Consider the following 20,553-nt stretch of genomic DNA (forward strand, 5'->3'; position numbering starts at 1 on the left):
CAAGCCGCGCGACTTGCATGTATTAGGCACGCCGCCAGCGTTCGTCCTGAGCCAGGATCAAACTCTTAGATCATGGATGATCTACTCGGCGTTACGACGCGTACGATGCGCTAGTGTCGAACCTGCCACACGGATGTGGCGTTTAGGTTCGACGCGGCATGGACGCCGATGTTCTTAGCCGAGCGACCTCAAGTCAATCGTGGCTCCCTACACGATTCAGTTTTCAAAGAACGACTTGGTCTCGTTTTGCTTCATTTGCCACCCGCTCTCTCGCGGCGGCAAATGTCATCTTATCACATCCATCCCATCCATTTCAACTGGTATTTTCAGGATGCGATATTTTTTTATCGTCCCGCGAAGCCCTTACTTTCAGGATTCCCTCGCGGCACAAGAGCTATCTTATCATCCCCTGACGGGAAACACAACGCATTGATCCGCCATTTTTCGAACAAAATCTGATAAAAAACAAGAAAGCCCACGATGAGACCCTCTATTCGTGAGCTTTTGCCATTTCTCGCGGAGATTCGCGCCCCTGAAGTTCTGCCACGACAATGCCTCCCAGGATCAGCAGAATTCCCAACCATTGAATGAGCAGCACCTGCTCACTTAGCAGCCAGGCAGCTGCCATCACAGCTACGGGAAGCTCAATCGATGCCAATAACCCTGCAAGCGTTCCCCCCACGACCGGTATGCCTTTGTTAAACAGAATTGGCGGTATGACCTGCCCGAGAGACCCTATCAAAAGAGCCCACATCCATAAACCTCCTCCCAGTGTTCCGTTCCAAACAAACTGCGGGGGAAAGATCAAAAAAATTGCCACAACCGAGGCAAAACTCAGGATGAAAGAATTGACCACCGCCGGCGCCCGACTCTCCACTTTTTCATACCCATAAAGGAAACCGCCGTATGTCACCGAAGACAACAAACCCAACAGCAGCCCGACAGAAGAAACTTTCTGCCAATCAGCCGCAAACACGTTTACCGCCAACAAGGTTCCCACCATCACCAGCATCAGGGACAACCATTTAAGACCGGTTGGTTTCCGCCGGGCGACAAGGTAATCGATCACCATTACAACCCATACGAATTGAAACAACAACACAATCCCCAGGGATGCAGGTAAGTAATGGAGCGAAAAATAGTAAAACACACTAGTACCTGTTGACAGCACTCCAAGCAGGGAAAGACGAAGCAAATCCCGGCGGGATACTTGCCTGAGGGACCTCCACGAGAAAAAGGACAATACCGCCAATACCAGCAAAGCAAACGCAAATTGGCTGCTCGTTACATCCTGTGGGGTAAACCCGGCATTGTAGGCCTTTTTTACGAAGGGTCCCAGCAGTCCGTAGCTTGTAGCCCCTGCCAACACCAAGAGACCGGCTGTAATCCGATTCATAGATCACTTCGTCCCATCCAATTAAATTGTCTCCATCGACCGAAGACCCAGCAAATGCAGACACTTGCCGATCACCGTACGGGCAGCACTTGCCAGGGTCAGCTTCTGCACGATTTCGTTCCGCTCGCCCTCCAGAATCCGGGTTGTGTTATAGTATCGGTTAAAAATCTGGCATACATCAATCACATACTTGGCAACCACCGAAGGATCATACTGCTCGCGAGCCCGGTCCAGCACGTTCGGGAAGCGGCCCAGAAGTTTCACAAGAGACCATTCCACATCTCCTCCCACAGCGGACATGGTATCAGGCAATTTCTGGTCCGGTTGATAATCCCCTTTTCGCAGCAAACTGGAGATACGGGCATAGGTGTACTGCACATACGGTCCAGTCTCCCCGTCGAAGTTTAACGCCTCAGCCCAGACAAAATTCACATCGTTGACACGGTTGTTTTTCAGGTCGTTAAAGATAATGGCACCCACACCGACCGCTTCCGCCACTTCTTCTTTATTGGGCAAAGCCGGATTTTTCTCTTCTATAATGCCGGCAGCCACTTCCACCGCTTTGCGCAGCACATCTTCCAGGAACACTACCTGACCCTTGCGCGAAGACAACCGCTGACCGTCAACAAACATGGTACCGAACGGCACATGAATGCAATCCTTCGCGGCCCACTCATGGCCCATCAGCTCCAACACCTTGAATACCTGGCGAAAATGGAGTTTCTGCTCAGCGCCAACCACATACACCAACAGGTCGGCACCCATTTCCCGTCTCCTGTAAAGGGCCGTAGCCAGATCACGCGTAGCGTACAAAGTAGCTCCGTCCGATTTTCGAATCAGGCATGGCGGCATATCGAAAGCGGACAGATCGACAATCTCCGCCCCTTCACTGGTTTGCAGAAGCCCTTTCTCCGCAAGCTCTTCTTCCACCGCCCCCATCTTGTCACTATAGAAGCTTTCGCCAAGGTAATAATCAAATTCCACGTTTAACAAACGGTACGTCTTCTCGAATTCCGCAAGGGAAATCTCAATAAACCGCTTCCAGAGCCGAACCGTTTCCTCGTCCCCGTCTTCCAGGGCTTTAAACGCTGCCCGTGCCTCATCTTCCATTTCAGGCCGTTTCTCCGCTTCCTGGTTAAAGCGTACATAGAGTTCAAGCAACTGCCTAACGGCATTGTCCTTCAGATCATATTCGTGGCCCCAGTTCCGGTATGCCACGATCAACTTGCCGAAAGACGTTCCCCAATCTCCAAGATGGTTGATCTTCATGACATGGTAGCCCTGGCTGTCCAAAATATTGGCTATCGCATTTCCGATCATCGTCGAACGAAGATGGTGGATGGCAAAGGGCTTGGCGATATTCACCGACGACATGTCGATGGCAACTTTCTGTCCCCGGCCCACACTGGAATTCCCATATGTATTCCCGGCCTTTGCAATCGTGGCCAAGATGTCACGAATAACCGCATCCCGGTTCAGGAAAAAATTCAAATAGCCGCCGACGGCCACCGCCTTCTCAAACACAGGCAGCAGATCCGCGTTCACTTTATCTGCCAGTTCGGCCGCAATCAGGTTGGGAGCCTTCCGAAACTGTTTCGCAAGCTGGAAACAGGGAAACGCCAGATCCCCGTGCGACTCCTCTTTCGGAATTTCAATCAAGCCAAGCAATTGCGAGTCCTCAAGCTCTACAAACCGTTTCAATTGTTCCATCAACTGTTGACGGTACATCCGTATCCTCCTTAAACAAAAAGAAACACCCCTTAGCATCATGGCATCGGCTCATCCATGACAGTAAGGGTGTACTTTCCGGCATCAATCTATAAGCATCGTATTAAAACAGGCAAGTTCTGTCAAGAAATCCGGTCCTGAAACCGCTGTCCGTCCCTTTCAACCCGGCGATCGCCCCCAGTAAAGTGATTTTGCTTGATCCTGAAGATTTAAGACCAACCAGAGAGAATTTTATCAAGTATATGTAATCCATTTTCCAGCCGTCTCCAGGCTAATTCTGAATTTGAGTGACCTTCCAGGGCTAAAGACAAATTTATTGCAACTGATGCAACTACACGTGCAGATAGGGCCAAGTTGAATGCTTCGTTATCAGCTTGGCTTGGGGTATCTCCAAGGTATTTTCGTATCAATTCGTTTGAGAGTTCTTTTGACTCTCCAAGTAAAGGAGTTCGTGCTACGGCAGAAGCAAGATCCCAAAACCGCGGCATCAGGGAAACATCTTCAAAGTCGATCCATAGCCATCCCTTTGGGCTTGCTATAAGGTTACCGAGGTGAGCGTCTCCGTGCGCAGGAACAAATTTATCCGCAGAAAGGCCCCGAAGGCGTTTGTCAATCTCTGTCCAGTACATTGTCAAATCTCTTAGCTGTTCGTGTTCAATAGTTGAAAGCCGGGTCATAGCGTCACAGACTGGGTTCCAAGCCCCCAATAGAGGAAGAGAACCAGGATATGTCTCCATGCTGGATTCCAGACTTTTAAGGAGATTGAACGCCTCATCCCCAGTCAGGACTGGCAAGTCTGAAGCGGGAATATATTCCCACAGAGTACACCATGTATCTCCAGTAGGATGAGGGCCTGGATCAAAGTCATAGATTGGTTTAACCACTGGAGCACCCACACTCTCCAAGTGACGTGCAACGTCAATCTCACGTGCAAGAATGTCCCTCCAATATTGTGAATCATCTCCCTCAAACAGGGTTATCACACGCGCTACAATGGGATATGGTGACAGATATACAATGAGGTTTCCCCCATCAGCCAATACCTTGACCTCATTTGAATGAATTCCGATGTGCTGCAAAGCCTTAACTACTTGCTCGACACGCAGTTGCAGGCTTGTCAAGAACATACTCTCCTTTTTTCCAAACCAAGACTAACGTTCCCTTTTAAGTTTCTTGTATAGCACAGGTGTGGGAACTCGGACGTACAGTTGTGTTCCTTTTCTAACCTCACGGGCGGGTTTATGGATAAATATGCGACTACGTATATCTTACGATGTTCAGGGTAAAAACTCTATCATCACTTCATGATTCCGGAATATTCCCCACTAGAGACTGCGGCTTACATGAAAAATGACCTGCCAAAACAGGTCATCATCTTCTCGAATTTACACCTTTACCTTTCGGCATACAACGTTCGTGCAATCTGCATCCTGCAAATCATTCTGGCGCAACTTCCCCGACTTTCGCCGCCCCCGCCCGCAAGACCTCTGTCGGTACCGGCAATATCTTTGCGGAAAGCCAGCCATATTGCGAAAACATGACTCGGTCAAATCACCCAATCGGTCCATTCTATATTCCGCTGATCGGCAGCCAACCAACTGCTTGTTACCCTCAGTAATTGGTTAAAATGACTGATGGAAGAGAACGTATGGTTGGCTCCCAAGATCACTTCTTTGTCACACCTGGCACCGGATCGAAACAAAAATGCCCGTTGGTAGAGGAAACAGTAGTCTACCGGTATCACATCGTCCCCGCTTCCATGAACCAGCAACACATTGCCTGCAAAATTCCGCGTTTGCAGAAGGGGGTGATACTTGGATAGAGATTCAAAAAACTTGCTCGTCAGCCTATACCCGAGATAATCAATATATGCAGACTGCGAGAGCAGATCATATGCCTTTTCCCCGACGATTCGAACAATATCGGTAAAAGGATTGGCCACAGCCGCCCACAGAACAAGCGATCTGACCCGACTGTCTTTTACCGCGGTGAGCAATGCAACAGCTCCGCCCAAACTATGCCCCAGAAGAATGATGCGATTGGGATCCACTCTTTCGATTCCGAGTGCATAATCAATGACATGCCGGGTTTGCAAAATCAAATCATCCATTCCACCTTGTCCGTAATCCCCGGCACTTTCCCCGCAACCCGCATAATCAAACCGAAGAACGATATGGTTACTCGCGGCGAGGTAGCGAGCGGTTTTGACAAACAGCCGATCCACTCCGATTCGATTGCCAATAAACCCATGACAAATGATGACCGTCGGGTATCGAGCCTCAGTGCGCTTCTTTTCATCTGAAGCCACTGCCGGGTAGTGTAATGTTGCCGTCAGTTCTGCATCACCGGTTTGAATGGTAACAATCTGTTCCAGCAAAATCGCCTCCTTCCATTAAAACAGCCCCCTTCTCTCGCAGTCGAAACAGCGGAGATACGGGGGCTTCTGGCAGTCCAGTCAGCACAAGCCATCATTAACACATTTTCATTCAGGAAACGTGTAAATTTGCATTTAAGCTTACCGAGCCAACAGGCAGAGCTTCCGAATCATCTTGAGGTCCCTTCCCTAATGACTTCTCTTGTGCAAATACTTTCAGGTTTCTGAATTTCACATAAACAGGTTGATTCACCTTCAGTCCAAGCCGCTGATACATGTCGTTGCTGATTTCAGCCTGAATGAATTCGCCTGTATCACTCCGTTTCAGGTCAAGTCTTGCCACCGGTCCGATAATATTTATGTGGCGAATCGTCGCTTCGATTGCGTTTGTGCTTTGATTTTCGCTCTGATTTTCCCGCTGGGTTTCGATTTCGATGTCGTGCGGTCTCACATAGCAAATGGCGGATGTACCGAAACCTTCCGGCACCTCCGCTTCGAGATTGCCGATCCGAATTCTTCCCTCTTGCACCTGGCCGCTTATCACATTGACCCGGCCAATAAAATTGTAGACAAAAGGAGTAGCAGGGTGGGTGTAAACTTCCTCAGGTGTACCAACCTGCTCGATTTGGCCTTCATTTATGACCACGATGCGGTCTGCTACCTCTAACGCTTCTTCCTGGTCATGGGTAACAAACACACTGGTGATATGCAGCTCATCATGAATGTTGCGAAGCCAACTGCGCAGTTCTTGGCGAACCTTGGCATCCAGGGCGCCGAACGGTTCATCCAGCAGCAGTACTTTCGGTTCCACCGCCAACGCCCTCGCTAACGCCACACGTTGACATTGACCGCCTGACAGTTGGGAGGGAAACCGCTTTGCAAATTCCTCCAACTGTACCAGTTTGAGAAGTTCGTGCACCCTATCGCGGATCTCTTTTTCGGAAGGTCGCAGTTTTCGGGGACGGACTCGCAGGCCAAAAGCAACATTCTCAAACACATTCATGTGACGAAACAGCGCATAGTTCTGAAATACGAAACCAATTCCTCTGTCACGCGGGCCCAGATGGGTTGCATCTTCTCCGTTTAAAAGAATCTGTCCGATGTCCGTCCTTTCCAACCCGGCGATCGCCCGCAATAAAGTGGTTTTGCCTGATCCTGAAGGTCCCAACAGGACCACCAACTCTCCGGTTGGGATTTCCAGATTCAGATTCTGAATGACCGTGAAAGAACCATATTTTTTTGTAATATTACGCACTTCGATACTCATAGTGCTCTCCCCCAACTTTTCCTGGATCTGTCTGTCGCACAGCAAGAATGGATGGCTGTCTGGATTTTCGCTCGAGAACACTCTTGATCACCAGCGTCACTACCGCGAGTATTGTTAATAACGAAGCAACAGCAAAAGAGGCTGCAAAGTTATATTCGTTATAAAGAATTTCTACATGCAGGGGAATCGTGTTGGTTTGCCCTCGAATATGTCCGGACACAACCGAGACGGCTCCAAACTCCCCCATGGCCCGTGCATTGCATAGGAGGACGCCATGCAGCAACCCCCATTTTACGTTGGGAAGGGTTACCCGAAAAAAAGTTTGCCGCCCGTTCGCACCCAGTGTGTATGCAACTTCTTCCTCGTCCTTCCCTTGGGATTGCATGAGAGGAATCAATTCGCGTGCGACAAAAGGAAATGTTACAAAAATGGTAGCCAGGACGATCCCCGGAACAGCAAAGATAATTTTGATATCATGCTCAGCCAGCCACGGTCCTAATGCCCCCTGCGCACCAAAAAGAAGCACGTAGATCAGCCCCGAAATGACCGGTGACACAGCAAATGGAAGATCGATAAGCGTGATCAAAATGTTTTTCCCCGGAAACTCGAACTTGGCAATCGCCCATGATGCGGCTATACCAAACAGCAGATTCAGCGGAACCGCAATCGCGGCGGTAACCAGTGTCAAACGAATGGCTGCCAGTGCTTCAGGTTCGCTGATGGCCCTGACATAAGCTTCCAGACCCTTGCCGAGGGCCTGAGTAAAGACAGTCAACAACGGTAAGATCAAGAACAGCGCAACAAATGCAAGTGCAATCCCAATCAGCGTCCAGCGGATAACCGGCTCAAGCTTGCTGCGGGACCGGGACATTGGAGGTACCATACCTGTTCCTCCCCCTTACCCCAGCACATGACGGCGGCCGCTCCGCCATTGCAGCCAATTAATCAGCAACAGCAGTACAAACGAAACTACAAGCATCACAACTGCAATCGCGGTGGCACCCGCATAATCATATTGTTCCAGTTTCGTCATGATAAGCAGGGGCGTGATCTCTGTACGCATCGGCATATTTCCGGAAATAAAGACCACCGAGCCGTACTCTCCAATTGCTCGTGCAAACGCTAGTGCAAACCCTGTCAGCACCGCCGGGAGCAATTGGGGCAGCATGATTCTCACAAATCTCTGCCAACCATTTGCCCCTAACGTGGCAGCCGCTTCCTCAACCTGTACGTTTAATTCCTGCAGTACCGGCTGCACCGTCCGAACAACGAACGGAAGGCTGATAAAGGTGAGTGCAATGGTGATCCCAAGCGGCGTATAGGCTGCCTTGATTCCTATCGCTTCCAAATATCGGCCAAGCCAACCATTCTGAGAATAGAGAATGGTCAGAGAGATGCCCGCAACAGCAGTCGGCAGGGCAAAAGGAAGATCCACCAACCCGTCAATGATTCTCTTTCCCGGAAAAGAATAGCGAACTAACACCCACGCAACCAACAGTCCAAAGACCGTATTTGTCACTGCCGCGATCAATGAGGTGCCAAAACTGAGCCAATAGGAAGCCAGTACTCGTGGAGCGGTCACCACGCTCCAGAATTGTTCCCAGTGCAATTCGGTTGTCTTAAGAAAGAGTCCGGCGAGCGGAATCAGTACAACAAGACTCAGATAGAGAAGGGTAAACCCCATTGCCAAACCAAATCCCGGAAGGGTACTTCGCTGTTTCGCAGTGTTTGCCATTTTAACTCACCATTTTATTTTTTATAAATTTGATCAAAGACTCCGCCATCGGAAAAATGGGTTTTTTGCGCTTTTTGCCATCCACCAAAAACCTCATCAATCGTAAACAGGTTCAGCTTGGGAAATTGCTCTGCATACCTGGAAGCTACCGACGTCAATCGGGGCCGGTAATAGTTTTTGGCCGCAATCTCCTGCCCCTGTTCCGTATAGAGGAATTCCAGATACGCTTGTGCTACTTGACGTGTCCCCCGTTTGTCTACCACCTTGTCAACCACGGTCACCGGAGGCTCTGCAAGAATGCTGACGGAAGGCGCGATGATTTCAAACTTGTCTTTTCCAAATTCCTTCAAGGAGAGAAAAGCCTCGTTTTCCCATGCGATCAATACGTCACCAAGGCCCCTTTCAACAAATGTGGTAGTGGATCCCCGGGCTCCGGAATCAAGAACAGGCACGTTCTTATACAGATTGCTTACAAACTCCCTGGCTTTTCCTTCATCTCCACCATATTTCTTCAGTGCATATCCCCAGGCAGCCAAGTAATTCCACCGTGCTCCTCCTGATGTCTTAGGGTTGGGGGTGATGACGGAGATACCCGGTTTCACCAAATCGTCCCAGTCTTTGATCCCCTTTGGATTCCCTTTGCGCACCAGAAATACGATGGTCGACGTATAAGGTGAACTGTTGTCCGGAAGACGCTTTTGCCACTCAGCCGGAATCAGCTTCTTGTTCTCGAGCTCATCGATGTCATAAGCCAGTGCGAGTGTTGCCACATCGGCTTCCAAACCGTCGATGATTGCACGTGACTGCTTGCCGGAACCTCCATGAGACTGTTTAATGCTCACGGTTTGCCCCGTTTTCTCTTTCCAGTGTTTGGCAAAAGCAGTGTTCAATTCTTGATAGAGTTCACGGGTTGGGTCGTAAGAAACATTCAGAATCTCAACCGTACCGTTGGAACCCGTTTTCCCATTGGTTTGTGCCGCAGAATTAGTTACCTCACTGCCGCTTTTGCCGCAAGCGGCTAACCCTAACACCAGACTTCCTGCAGCCAGTAACTGAATTCCTCGTGTGAATGCATAAAACTTTTTTTGTGCTCCTGTTTGAATTGACATAGTCCTCTCTCCTTCGAATCACTTTCGTATCGGATCCGAAAACAAAAAGACTCCCTGTGCATGCAGAAGCAAACCTGCATTCAACGGGAGCCTTCGGTGGTCCGATCGGCATTGAATTTTGAAACAGCTTACGATTTACTTGTTTTTCCTGCGGGGAGGCCGCTCATCAAAGGTTGTACGTTCCAAAGGGTAGCGCAGTTTTTCAGTCCGTTCGATTTGCATGATTTTAGAATCATGAACGATAATCTGAACAGATCCGAACTCAAGATCCTGTAAAGCGTTAAGAATTCGATCAATCCACAAATCTTCCGGCCGTTGAGGCTCAAATTTTGTTGTCACGATACTCCCCCCTTACCCTTTGGTGTTGTTACTTTTTCAAACGGTTTCAGGTTTGATTTCCGTTGTGTTTCCCTTCTGTCGCCTCCCTTTTCATAAGGTAGTCTAATGATACAAATAAATAATTCTTATCCATCCGCCATAACGAAAGGGGACCGTCCAAAAGGTCGTAATTTCTGTGCCCCTTCTAACATATTACAGGCGGCTGTCAGGGGATACACACTTTCCGAAAAAATAATTCCGAGTAAACAACCTTGTTTTTAAGGCATTTAGGTTACACTTAATTTACAACGCACCGAACCAATTGTCAATATTTTTTCGTCACTCCTTACCCCAAAAATAAAAATCTCCTAATCGCTTGTAAAATCACTGCGATCAGGAGTTGTACCTGTCAAGCTTCCGCATTTGTGAGTGCCGCTTGTGAAGCATCCTTGGACGAGTTCCCCCGCCGGTCCTCCCCCGGCTTTCTCCTCATCTCCTTAACAATTGCCGGCAGCACATTCCGCATATACGCCCAAAACCGGATAAACGATCGGCCTGTTGTCCTTACCTTATAAGGAATCGGCACTTCCGCCATCCGATACCCCTGCCTTACTATGTTTAAGGTCATAACCTGTGCGTAGTTGTAGTCATGGATGATATCCATTGTCGCAAGCACCTGCCGCGAGAATGCCCGAAATCCCGTCTGACCGTCAGTTATGATTCTTCTCAGCAATGCAGACTGCAGCAGCGTAAAAAAGTAATTGCCAAGCCTTCGATGCAATTTCATCCCCTGAATGGTGCCCGCAAAGCGGGAAGCCAGCACGTAATCGGCTTCCCCAAGCACAACAGGTGCCACCACTTGCGGTATACAATCTGCCGGATACTCATCATCCGCATCAATCATAACGGCAAAATCGGCCCCCAGCCGGTAAGCTTCCCGCAGCCCCTCCCGAACGGCAGCCCCCAATCCACGGTTGCGTCCAAAGGAAAGCACTCGATCGGCTCCCGCTTCAAATGCCGCGTCCACTGTCCGATCCGTGGAACCATCATCCACTACCAGCACCGCCACCTTTGTTTGAGGATCGAAATTCCGCGGCACTTTCCGAATCACAGTGGCGATGGAATCTTCCTCATTGTAGGCGGGGATCACCACAATCAGTTTTCTCATGCTGTTTCTCCTTTGCTGCTCACTTCATCAATAGCTTCCGTCAGTACCGGTCCCCGGGACTTGTCCGGAAACGGGACACCCAGCAGATAGGAAATCGTCGGGGCCAGCGATACGATGCTTCGGTGTTCTTTTACTCTCACGCCCCGTTTGATGCCAGATCCGTGCAGGATAAAAGGAACAAACCGTTCCCCGACATCCAGATGCCCGTGGCCGCCAATCCCGTTTCCCTGCCCGTGATCAGCCATCACCACCAGAACCGTGTCATCTAAGAAGCCTTCACGCTCCATCCAACGGTAAAAATCCTCGATCAACCGGTCCGATTCCTTGATCTTGTCAAGATACTCCGGATACAGGACGCCGCGGCTATGACCCGTCTGATCCACCGCAATCATCTGAATGACCATCAAATCCGGATTTTCCCGTTTCATGATCTCTTTTGCGCGGGCCATGATTTTATGGTCCACGATGTCGTTATTCTCTACAGCCGTAAAGCTCTCCACATAATCGCCAAAAGCGTCTATCAAGTGGGCGCAGCCGAACAGCACGCCTTTACGCCCCTGCTGTTTCAACTTGTCAAAAACGCTCTCCACACGCACCCCGAGTTTCCACACCATGTTCGACTGTATCCCGTGCTCACGCGGATAGGTCCCGGTAAACATGGAAGAAAAACAAACCACTGTCCGTGCCGGGTAGACTGTCTCCATTAAGTCATAGTACACACCCGTTTTTTGCAGGTAGTGCAAGAAAGGGGCGTCCGCTTCTTCAAATCGTTCTTTGCGGCAGCCGTCAATCACAATGACAACAACCCGTTTGGCCAAAGGATTCGAGACAGCCGCATTGCTTGTATAATCAGGATATTCCTGCGGCTTCCAATTAAACAACAACTTGTGAACCAACCAACTGTAAAACGCAACCCCTGCGACAAAGACAGCATACGCTTCCCAAGAATGTGTCCCCGGACCAACCCCATCTCGATACGCCCAATCCATCACCAACAAAAGAAGGAACACTTTCGGCAGCTGCTCTCCCACATTGCCGCTTGTTGAATCTGTGTTCTTCAGAAACAGCTTCCAAATTCTCGTAAAGTTCCACCATGTGGTCCCGATTCGCAAGTGATAATACAAAGTTCCCCAGAAGAAGACGGTAAAAAAAACATACAGCCCGAAAGCCCACAAGAGAAGCCCCGTATTCCAATGGCCAAACATTGCGATAAACCCCGCCGGCGGAACCCATAGGAACCACCGCAGGTGAAGCGGGTAATCATAGATGTAGTACACGACAAACAACGGCAGGGCTGCAACGGCAGCAATCCCAAACCGGAGCGGATCCACGGCAAGTCCGTTGGCGATCAGAAAAACAGACAAGACGAATACCGGAGTAAACGTCTTGCCTTCATTCAGCACATTCCAGCATCTTGCGGCCACAATCTCAAACAGCGAGGCGGATTTCACTTATTCAGCCACCTTTGCCGCTTGATTCACCCTGGGAGTCCCGGCTGCGGAAGCACCCGCCTGCTCAACCGTTGCCTTCTCCTCAACGGTCGATTGGGCATTCCGTCGTTCGAGCAGAAGATACAGAACCACGAAGTACCCGACATACACCAGCACTTCTTCCAGAGAAGGCATAGAAGAATAGCCGAACAAAGCCTTTAAGAAGATTCCCACATCCCCCGAGATGAGCGGCTCGCGACCGGTATCCCGCACATAGTGTTCATGATCAATGGGGTGCTCCGGCATCAGCCAGGTGAGATCATAGAGCTGGGGCATTACGCTGCCGATCCAGTTCAGATCCTGCATCATCGAGAACCCTTGCACCAGGAGACCCGCCGCAATCAGGATAATGAAGGCTCCCGTAACTTTAAAGAACGTTTTGAGCGGGATGCGCATGGTACCCTTAAAGAAGAAGTAGCTGACAATGGCAGCCAGCACAATTCCGGTGATGGCGCCCCATCCCTGCATGGCGGCTCCGATATTGCCCCCCGTGATGGCCGCAAAGAAGAAGACAGTTTCGACTCCTTCCCGCAGCACGACCAGAAACGAGTGAATGACCATGCCTGCCACGTTGCCCGCAGTGATGAATTGGTCGAGTTTGCCTTCCACTTGCCCTTTGATGTCCCGGCTTTGCTTCGCCATCCAGAACACCATCTGGGTCAGAAGGATAGCGGATATCAGCATGATGCCGATTTTCAGATACATTTCGCTGCCCATCGCGGCAAATCCGGTGAGCACCACCTGGAACAACAGCGCAACCCCAAAGCTTGCCGCCACGGCAAGGCCGGCTCCGAGCCAAACGTATTTCGTGAATTCCGGACGCTTCACACGATGCAGATAGGACGTAATAATCCCAACAATCAAGAGGGCTTCCAATGCCTCGCGGAATGTAATCAATAATGCTTGCACTTCCATATCGTGCACCCCTTAAAACAGGATGTTTTCATATAACAACGAAGTACCCTCGTAGAGAACAATTGTATGGTATGTCGGATACAGCCAGGGATTCCCCCGAAACACCGCCACTTCCCGAAACAGTCCGGCAACATCCTTGTTAAATCCGTTTATCAAGGCGTTGGTGGCATAGACTTTCATCGGCTTTGCCTGATACTGGAGGACTTCCGTCCGGAAATCCTCCCACCGTCTCAAACGAATCGATGTATGAGCCGGACTCACAAGACGCAGAACCCGTTGTTCTTCCCAAGTAAAAATCAAACTGTCATTGGCTGAAACATTTGCTTTCACATAGCGAGCCAACTGCATCATCGGCGACTCGCTCGTGCGGGCTTCCACCAGCAGCGGGTACGAAATTGCCATGACCCCGGACAGCCAGAAGGCTCCGACGAGCAAATACAACCTCGGCTGCCGCAATCTTCCCGCCCAGCCTGCCAGATGCCACAGACCTGCCGCAAGCAGGTACAGAAGCGGTGGTAGCAGGGGGAGAATATGTCTCGGTTTCTCCACATTCTGGGCAAAAAACGCCCACAGCAGATAAGGGATGATCCATATACACAAGAATACTGCCGTTTTGGAAGGGCGTCGATGATTTCTGTCACTTGCAAGTCGGGGGATCAGCCCCACTATGCCAAGTACGACTGCGGCTGTTGGAACCCAACGCCAGAGGCCCACCCCATTGAAGATCCCGTCCACGGGCCAGACCGTACCGAGCCCGGCTCCCCCTATTTGGCGGAAAAGAAAGAGCCTGGCCCTCTCCCACAAGGAAGCATTCGCTTCGTACGCGCCTCCCCAGTCGGAGAAATGTCCTTCCGTGAAGGATACGGCAACAGCCGCAAAGGAATCGACTCCACCTGCCGACACAACCAGCGCCAGCAACCAACTGCCGCAAACGGCTGCCAGAGCGACTGCCGATACTGTTGCTGAGCTAAAACGGAATCCGACACTGGTTCCCCGGTCCGACAAGAGTTGGGCAACAGCCCAAACCCAAAGGGCTGACAATGCCAGATAGGAAATTCGAACTCCAAGCAGCAACCCCAGCACAACTCCTGCCGCCAAAGTCGGCCAAACGAACTGCGTCCGGTCAGTCGCATTCCCGACACCGCTTACGAAAGCATCCGAGCCTTCTATCTGTTTGCTTTCCTGAACCCGCCACGCAAAATAGGCAAGCCATGCCGCCAGGAATGCACCCAGTGAATCGGACATCGGCTGAATGCTGGTAATCAGCGGCAAGGGAGCAACCGAATACATCCACACTGCCAATGAAGCCACCCACCGGTTGCCCATGCGATGAAACAACAGCCAGAGCGGAATCACCGTCAGGCCACCGGCAACGCCTGACAACAAGGACAGCGCAAGAAACGGGTCATGCAGCCAACTGTTAAACAGATGAGCCGCCAGAATGTAGATGGGATACCCCGGAAAATGCGGCTGCATCCTCAACAGATCATATTCTGCAAGGGCCAGGGCAAAGTCTACATCATCCCATCCGGTGGGATAGGGTGCCAGATACAGCAACCTGACCAGCAGTGAACAGATGACCAGCGCTGCCAGATGCCCCCGGGTCGCCCACCCTCCCGACCGGATCATTTTCGGAACTTCCTGCGGGTGAACAGCACAATTCCCAATAAGACCAAAACAATAATTCCTATCGGAATCCAGTTCCGGGCATCACTAAAGTCGGTACCCACCTGTTTGTTGCGGTTCTGTTCGTTGCCGGGGCCGTCTCCTTCCGTAAAGTGGCCTGTTTCCAGACTCTTCAAGCCGAACTGGTCCTGCAACGACTTCAGAATCTTCGCTTTGCTCGCTTTGAACACGGCCGGTTCCGGTTCTTTCACACCGACCCCGAACAGTCCGGGGTTCCCGAGCGCTTGCAGTGCCTTGTCAAATTCTTGCACCAACGTGCTTTCCAGACTCGGGTCCTTCTGCTTGATCACCGGCGAAAGTGCATTGAAGGTCGCTTTCGCCTTGGCAATCAGCAGCTTGTTTTGCTGGTAATTCTGAAAGTCTTTCTCGATGTTATCCAAACGCCTGGCAATGTTGAGCACCAGGACCTTCTGCATGTCAGAGATGACGCTGTCTTTGTTCTTGTCTTTCAGATGCTGAAGTACGGTCGCAGCCGGTTCTGTCCCCATATGCATGTCAAGTTCGTTTTTGATGGACTCGAATATCGCCTGGGCCCCGGCGAAATCGGGGGGAGATTCGTTTAACTCCGCCACCATTTTTTTGTAAACTTCCGCAACCTGTTCTTCATTTGGGTCTCCGTAAGAGTAAGCGTTTGCTGTGGCGGGAAGTCCGCCAATTGCCAGCAAACCGGCACATAGAATCAGAAACCACTTCCGAACCGATTTGGAAAAAATCGATATTGCCACTCCAACTACCCCCTGCCACCGACAGCCTTTGATTAGTAGGTTCTAATTGCGCGAAGGGGGTACCCGGATTCCCGGATACCCTTCCGTTTTATACTATTTTCCTGCTTTGGCCAGTTTATCCAGCGACGGTTGAATCTCCTTATAGAGAGCATCCGCTTTCGCTTTGTCATTCGCCTTGGCTGCCTTCAGGAATTCATCCGCTTTGACAAGCAGGGCTTTCGTCTGTTCCTCGCCCAGAAGTTTCTTCGCGTCCGCTTCAATCAACTGAATGAACAATGCTCCTTCAAGAGCGGTAATGACACCTTTGTCCTTGCCCCAGTTTTTAAAGGATTCCTCGTATTCGTTCTTTGCAACGACTGCAAACCCCCGGACAAACGCTTTGTTGAGTTCATCTCCCTTAATGTCCTTGGTTGCGGTCTTCAGATCCAGCTTGTTCTGGATCAGCTCGGCATCTTCCTTGGCGGATTTTACAAGATATCCGTGCAGGGACTGGTAGAATGCCCATCCCTCGGCCTGCTCAACCTTCGGATCTTTGCCTTCTTTCACGGCATTCTCAATCTTGTACACATATCCTTGGGCACCACCGGTTGCCAGATAGAAGGTTTTCATCAATGTCTTGTCGACAACCTGCTTGGCGAGCGAGAATTCAAGTTTCTTGCCGCCTTCCACCGCAGCGTCCATATCTTTCAGTGCACCCTCGATGGCTGTTACCATTTGGGTTTCATACGCTTTGTCACGCTTTTCTACAGTGGACTTCAGCACACCGTTGTAGAAAGCTTTGGCCTGATCCAGTTCCGCTTTCGCTTTCGCCTTGTCGGAGATGTTGTCCTCAATGGTTTTGAAGTTGTGGCGGAGGGTCAGGAAGAATACCTTTTGTCCCAGCTTGTCAACCACTTGCTTCACGATGTCGGACTTCATGGCGCCGTCCTTGCCGGCTTTTATCGCACTGGAGATCTCCTGGTCGAGTTTCTCGCTGTACTCGCTGTCGCGGTCCTGAACCAATTTCTTGAACTGTTCGTTGTAAGTTTTCTCAACCTTTTCCCAGTCGATCTTGCCGCCATCTTTGCCCTTGGCCAGCTCATCGACCATATCCTTATAGGCCTTAACCAGAGCCTCGTGAGTAACGGAAGCGGGTTTCGTTTCTGAGGCCTGGGTTTTGGCCGGTTCCACCGGCTTGGCAGTTTCCTTGCCGCCACAAGCGGTCAATACCATGGAAGATGCAAGAACTGCAATTGCCAACTTTTTGTACATCATGTGCGATTCTCCCCCTGATTATCTACCAGTCTATTTAGAATGGTTCTAATGTAATTGATAATGATTCTCACTACCGTTGATAGAATACAACGATCTATAAAATCTGTAAAGAGTTTTTTTAGAAATTACCGGTGAATTTTTTGTCACAAAAAAACCCTGCAGGAAGCACCGCAATGCTTGCGGTCTCCTTGCAGGGTTCCCGTTGCCATTTGACTAACTCCGGCCTGTCGGACTATTTTTTGTAGATTTGATTATACTTGCCGATTGCCTCAGTGATTTTCTTTGCCGCATCATCCAAAGCTTCCTGCGGTTTCTTCTTATTGAGAAGAACCTCTTCGATTGCAGTCTCCACAGTTGCGCGGGCTTCCGGGAATACACCGATTACGCCGCCTGTTGTGGCTTCCGACAGTTTGGTATCGTGCAACTGTTTTACCGCTGTTTCAAATTGCGGATATTTTGCCACGTTCTCTTTCAGCTCCTGCTCATTGTAAGCCTTCGTGCGGATCGGGAAGTAACCGGTAGCAATCTGCCAGGAGGCCTGCTGCTTCGGTTCCGCCACAAACTTCACGAACTCCCACGCCGCTTTCTGCTTTTCTTCCGGTTGATCTTTCATGATCCAGAGGGAACCCCCGCCGATAATTACGCCACCGGGGGCCCCTTCCGGTTTGGGAAGCGGAGCGGTGCCTACTTCAAACTTACCTTGCGAACCGTCGACCATGGCCCGAAGAACGGCGGTCGAATCGATGAACATGGCGGTCTTTCCAGACGTAAAGGCGGCTTGTGTATCGGAAGTCTTGCGGCCAAAGTTGCCGAGGAGTCCTGCATCATACATCTGCTTCCACCATTCCAGCAGTTTGACGCCCGCCTCTTTATTGACCGCCGCTTCAGTGGCGCGTGCCTGGCGACCGTTCCCGTTATTGACATAGAGTGCACCCTGGTTGGCCAGATATTGTTCAAAAAACCACCCGTAGACCGCCATTGAGAAGCCATAGCGTTCCACTTTGCCGTCCGCGCCTTTTTTCGTCAGCTTTTTGGAGTACTCCTCCACTTCCTTCCAGGTTGCCGGCGGTTTGTTCGGGTCCAGGCCCGCTTCTTTAAAGGCGGTTTTGTTGTAGTAAAGAATCGGATTGGAAGAGTTGAAGGGCATCGAATACAACTTGCCGTCCAGTTTGTAGTAAGCCATGATATTGGGTTCGAAGTCTGAGACGTCATATTTCTCTTGATCAATGAACTTCTGCATCGGAACGACCGAATCGGAATCAATCATGAACCGGGTTCCAATGTCGTATACCTGCATCAGAGACGGAGCCGTATCGCTGCCCTGCGCAGTCTTGAACTTGTTGAACAACTCGTCATAGTTGCCCTGGTAAACGGTGGTGACTTTAATGTTCGGATGCGTCTCGTTGAACCTGCTTACCAGTGCATCGATTCCTTTACCGGCAGCACCGCCCATCGCATGCCACATGGTGATTTCGGTAACACCTTTCTGCCCGGGTTCTGCAGAAGTTCCCTGGGAGTTGGAACAACCGGCCAAGAGTGTGGATGCTCCAAGAGCGACCGTCAGCAATCCTGCCACAAAACCTTTTTTCACCATAAGTCCTCCTTCAGATGACAAAGAATAATTACCCTTTTATGGCGCCCGCCATGAGTCCTTTCACCAATTGCCGCTGGCCGACAATCAGCAGAACAATGGTCGGGAGTAAAACCATGATTACGCCAGCCATCACCAGGTTCCAGGAAAGAGCCTCTTCAAACTGCAGCATACTGATCCCGATTTGCACCGTACGCATCGAGGTCTGGTTGGTGACCAACAGTGGCCACAGGTACATATTCCAGGCCTGCAGAAACGCATAAACCCCCAAAGTTCCCATGGCAGGCCGCGACAGCGGAACCACAATCTGCAGGAAAAATCGCCAGTGACCACACCCGTCAATGATTGCCGCTTCGTACAGATCCCGCGGAATCTGAAGGTAGAATTGGCGAAGCAGGAAGGTTCCAAACGCTGTCGCCAGAAAAGGAGCCGCCAGGCCTTGGTATGTACTGAGCCACCCCAGATGCTTGATTGTGAAGTAGTTGGGGATAATGGTTACTTCCCATGGGATCATGAGAGTCGCAAGAAACGTGTAAAACAACAGCTCCCTCCCCGGAAACCGCAAAAAAGCGAATGCGTATGCACTCAGACTCGACGTTGCAAGCTGTCCGATGACAATGATGAGAGAAACCGCAAAACTATTAACGATATACCTCCCGAGCGGAGCCGTTTGCAGAGCCTCCCGGTAACTGCCCGGATAGATTTTGGGCGGCAGCAGGTGCGGCGGGTAAGAAGCTGCATCAGAAGCTGTCATCAGGCTTTGCAACAGCGCAAAGAGAATCGGGAAAGCGATCACCAGCGAAACAACGATCAAAGCGAGATAATGAATGCCTAGCGTTATCTTCTTGGCTCGAATCACTGGTAATGCACCTTCCTTTCCACAACCCGGAATTGAAGCAGGGTCAGCACCAGAATGATGACAAACAGCACAATCGACTGTGCGGCCGCATACCCGAACTGGAAGTTGAAGAATGCATCCCGGTAGATCGAATACACCAGCAGGTGTGTCGCCCGTGACGGCCCTCCCTGGGTCAGAATATTGACCTGTCCGAATGCCTGAAACGCGTTGATCACGGAAACAATCAGGACAAAGAACAACGTAGGTGACAACAGCGGGAGGATCACATGACGAAGCCGTGTCCAAAAATCGGCCCCGTCGATCAGCGAACTTTCTACAATATCGGAGGGGATATTCTGCAGACCGCCCAGCAAAATGATCGTATTAAACCCGACTCCCAGCCAGATAGTTACAAGCGATACCGCAATCATCGCCCAGAAGGGATCGGTCAACCATGCGATTTCTTTGACACCCAAGAAGGACAACCCATAGGTGATGATGCTGATGCTGGGGTTAAACAGAAGCAGCCCGATGGTCGACGCCGTTGCCACAGATACCGTAACCGGCGAAATGATCAGCGTTCGAAAAAAAACCATGCCCCGAATGGGCTTTTCCACCAGCAGCGCCAGGCACAAAGCGGCAAGAATACCGGGTATGACTGTCAACAGCACAAAGGTGAGAGTCACCAGCAAACTCTGATGAAACTCGGGAGATGCAAACAGTTCCTTGTACTGCATCCACCCCACCCACCGTTTCGCCTCTCCCCTTGCATTGGTCAGAAAGAAACTGAGATAAACGGTTTTGGCCAAAGGATAAAAGAAGAACACAATGAACAGAAAAACGGATGGCAGCAGGAACGGACCTGCCGTCAGCAATTGGCGCCACTGGCGTTTCCTCTTTGACAACATCCGGCACCCCCTCAAGACACAACACGAATCTAGCAAAACTATATGAATGGA

At 50.6% G+C, this 20,553-nt stretch carries 18 protein-coding genes and 1 rRNA gene; all 19 read right to left on the bottom strand.

Features of this window, described 5'->3' with window-relative positions:
- Positions 1–73 (bottom strand): 16S ribosomal RNA (locus EFBL_RS01770); the annotation flags it as partial.
- Positions 74–490: 417 nt separating this feature from the next.
- Entirely contained in the window at positions 491–1,396 is a 906-nt protein-coding gene (locus EFBL_RS01775) for an EamA family transporter (protein WP_096180429.1), read from the bottom strand.
- A 21-nt stretch (positions 1,397–1,417) separates the two neighbouring features.
- Entirely contained in the window at positions 1,418–3,124 is a 1,707-nt protein-coding gene (argS, locus tag EFBL_RS01780) for an arginine--tRNA ligase (protein ID WP_096180430.1), read from the bottom strand.
- A gap of 209 nt (positions 3,125–3,333) precedes the next feature.
- The gene (locus EFBL_RS01785; protein WP_165912575.1) at positions 3,334–4,245 is read right to left on the bottom strand and encodes a phosphotransferase; all 912 of its coding nucleotides are present in this window, start codon (positions 4,243–4,245) and stop codon (positions 3,334–3,336) included.
- A 425-nt stretch (positions 4,246–4,670) separates the two neighbouring features.
- Positions 4,671–5,498, bottom strand: a complete 828-nt coding sequence (locus EFBL_RS01795; protein WP_096180510.1) for an alpha/beta hydrolase family protein — start codon at positions 5,496–5,498, stop codon at positions 4,671–4,673.
- Between the two features lie 112 nt (positions 5,499–5,610).
- Complete coding sequence (locus EFBL_RS01800) at positions 5,611–6,765, bottom strand: sulfate/molybdate ABC transporter ATP-binding protein (RefSeq protein ID WP_096180433.1); 1,155 nt, start codon at positions 6,763–6,765, stop codon at positions 5,611–5,613.
- Positions 6,746–7,648, bottom strand: a complete 903-nt coding sequence (gene cysW / locus EFBL_RS01805; protein WP_096180434.1) for a sulfate ABC transporter permease subunit CysW — start codon at positions 7,646–7,648, stop codon at positions 6,746–6,748. The genes EFBL_RS01800 and cysW overlap by 20 nt, the downstream gene beginning before the upstream one ends.
- A gap of 15 nt (positions 7,649–7,663) precedes the next feature.
- Positions 7,664–8,500, bottom strand: a complete 837-nt coding sequence (gene cysT, locus EFBL_RS01810) for a sulfate ABC transporter permease subunit CysT (protein WP_096180435.1) — start codon at positions 8,498–8,500, stop codon at positions 7,664–7,666.
- A 14-nt stretch (positions 8,501–8,514) separates the two neighbouring features.
- Entirely contained in the window at positions 8,515–9,609 is a 1,095-nt protein-coding gene (locus tag EFBL_RS01815) for a sulfate ABC transporter substrate-binding protein (protein WP_096180436.1), read from the bottom strand.
- 135 nt (positions 9,610–9,744) lie between these two features.
- Positions 9,745–9,948, bottom strand: coding sequence for a YezD family protein (locus EFBL_RS01820; RefSeq protein WP_096180437.1), 204 nt, complete (start codon positions 9,946–9,948; stop codon positions 9,745–9,747).
- 388 nt (positions 9,949–10,336) lie between these two features.
- Positions 10,337–11,095 carry a glycosyltransferase family 2 protein gene (locus tag EFBL_RS01825; RefSeq protein WP_096180438.1) on the bottom strand — a complete coding sequence of 253 codons (759 nt, stop codon included), beginning with the start codon at positions 11,093–11,095 and terminating at the stop codon, positions 10,337–10,339.
- Positions 11,092–12,546 (bottom strand): alkaline phosphatase family protein, encoded by a 1,455-nt coding sequence (locus EFBL_RS01830; protein WP_096180439.1) that lies wholly within the window; start codon positions 12,544–12,546, stop codon positions 11,092–11,094. Before EFBL_RS01830 ends, EFBL_RS01825 begins: the two co-directional genes overlap by 4 nt.
- Complete coding sequence (locus EFBL_RS01835; RefSeq protein ID WP_096180440.1) at positions 12,547–13,500, bottom strand: FTR1 family iron permease; 954 nt, start codon at positions 13,498–13,500, stop codon at positions 12,547–12,549. It lies immediately after the preceding gene.
- 12 nt (positions 13,501–13,512) lie between these two features.
- Complete coding sequence (locus EFBL_RS01840; protein WP_096180441.1) at positions 13,513–15,129, bottom strand: hypothetical protein; 1,617 nt, start codon at positions 15,127–15,129, stop codon at positions 13,513–13,515.
- Positions 15,126–15,911 (bottom strand): hypothetical protein, encoded by a 786-nt coding sequence (locus tag EFBL_RS01845; RefSeq protein WP_424955042.1) that lies wholly within the window; start codon positions 15,909–15,911, stop codon positions 15,126–15,128. Before EFBL_RS01845 ends, EFBL_RS01840 begins: the two co-directional genes overlap by 4 nt.
- 93 nt (positions 15,912–16,004) lie before the next feature.
- Positions 16,005–17,165, bottom strand: coding sequence for a hypothetical protein (locus EFBL_RS01850; RefSeq protein WP_096180442.1), 1,161 nt, complete (start codon positions 17,163–17,165; stop codon positions 16,005–16,007).
- Positions 17,166–17,397: 232 nt separating this feature from the next.
- Positions 17,398–18,759 carry an ABC transporter substrate-binding protein gene (locus EFBL_RS01855; protein WP_096180443.1) on the bottom strand — a complete coding sequence of 454 codons (1,362 nt, stop codon included), beginning with the start codon at positions 18,757–18,759 and terminating at the stop codon, positions 17,398–17,400.
- 28 nt (positions 18,760–18,787) lie between these two features.
- A complete protein-coding gene (locus tag EFBL_RS01860; protein ID WP_424955043.1) occupies positions 18,788–19,612 on the bottom strand; it encodes a carbohydrate ABC transporter permease in 825 nt (274 codons plus the stop codon).
- A complete protein-coding gene (locus EFBL_RS01865) occupies positions 19,612–20,502 on the bottom strand; it encodes a carbohydrate ABC transporter permease (protein ID WP_096180444.1) in 891 nt (296 codons plus the stop codon). The genes EFBL_RS01860 and EFBL_RS01865 overlap by 1 nt, the downstream gene beginning before the upstream one ends.
- Between the last annotated feature and the right edge of the window lie 51 nt (positions 20,503–20,553).

The organism is Effusibacillus lacus (assembly GCF_002335525.1).
Classification (GTDB): Bacteria; Bacillota; Bacilli; order Tumebacillales; family Effusibacillaceae; genus Effusibacillus; species Effusibacillus lacus.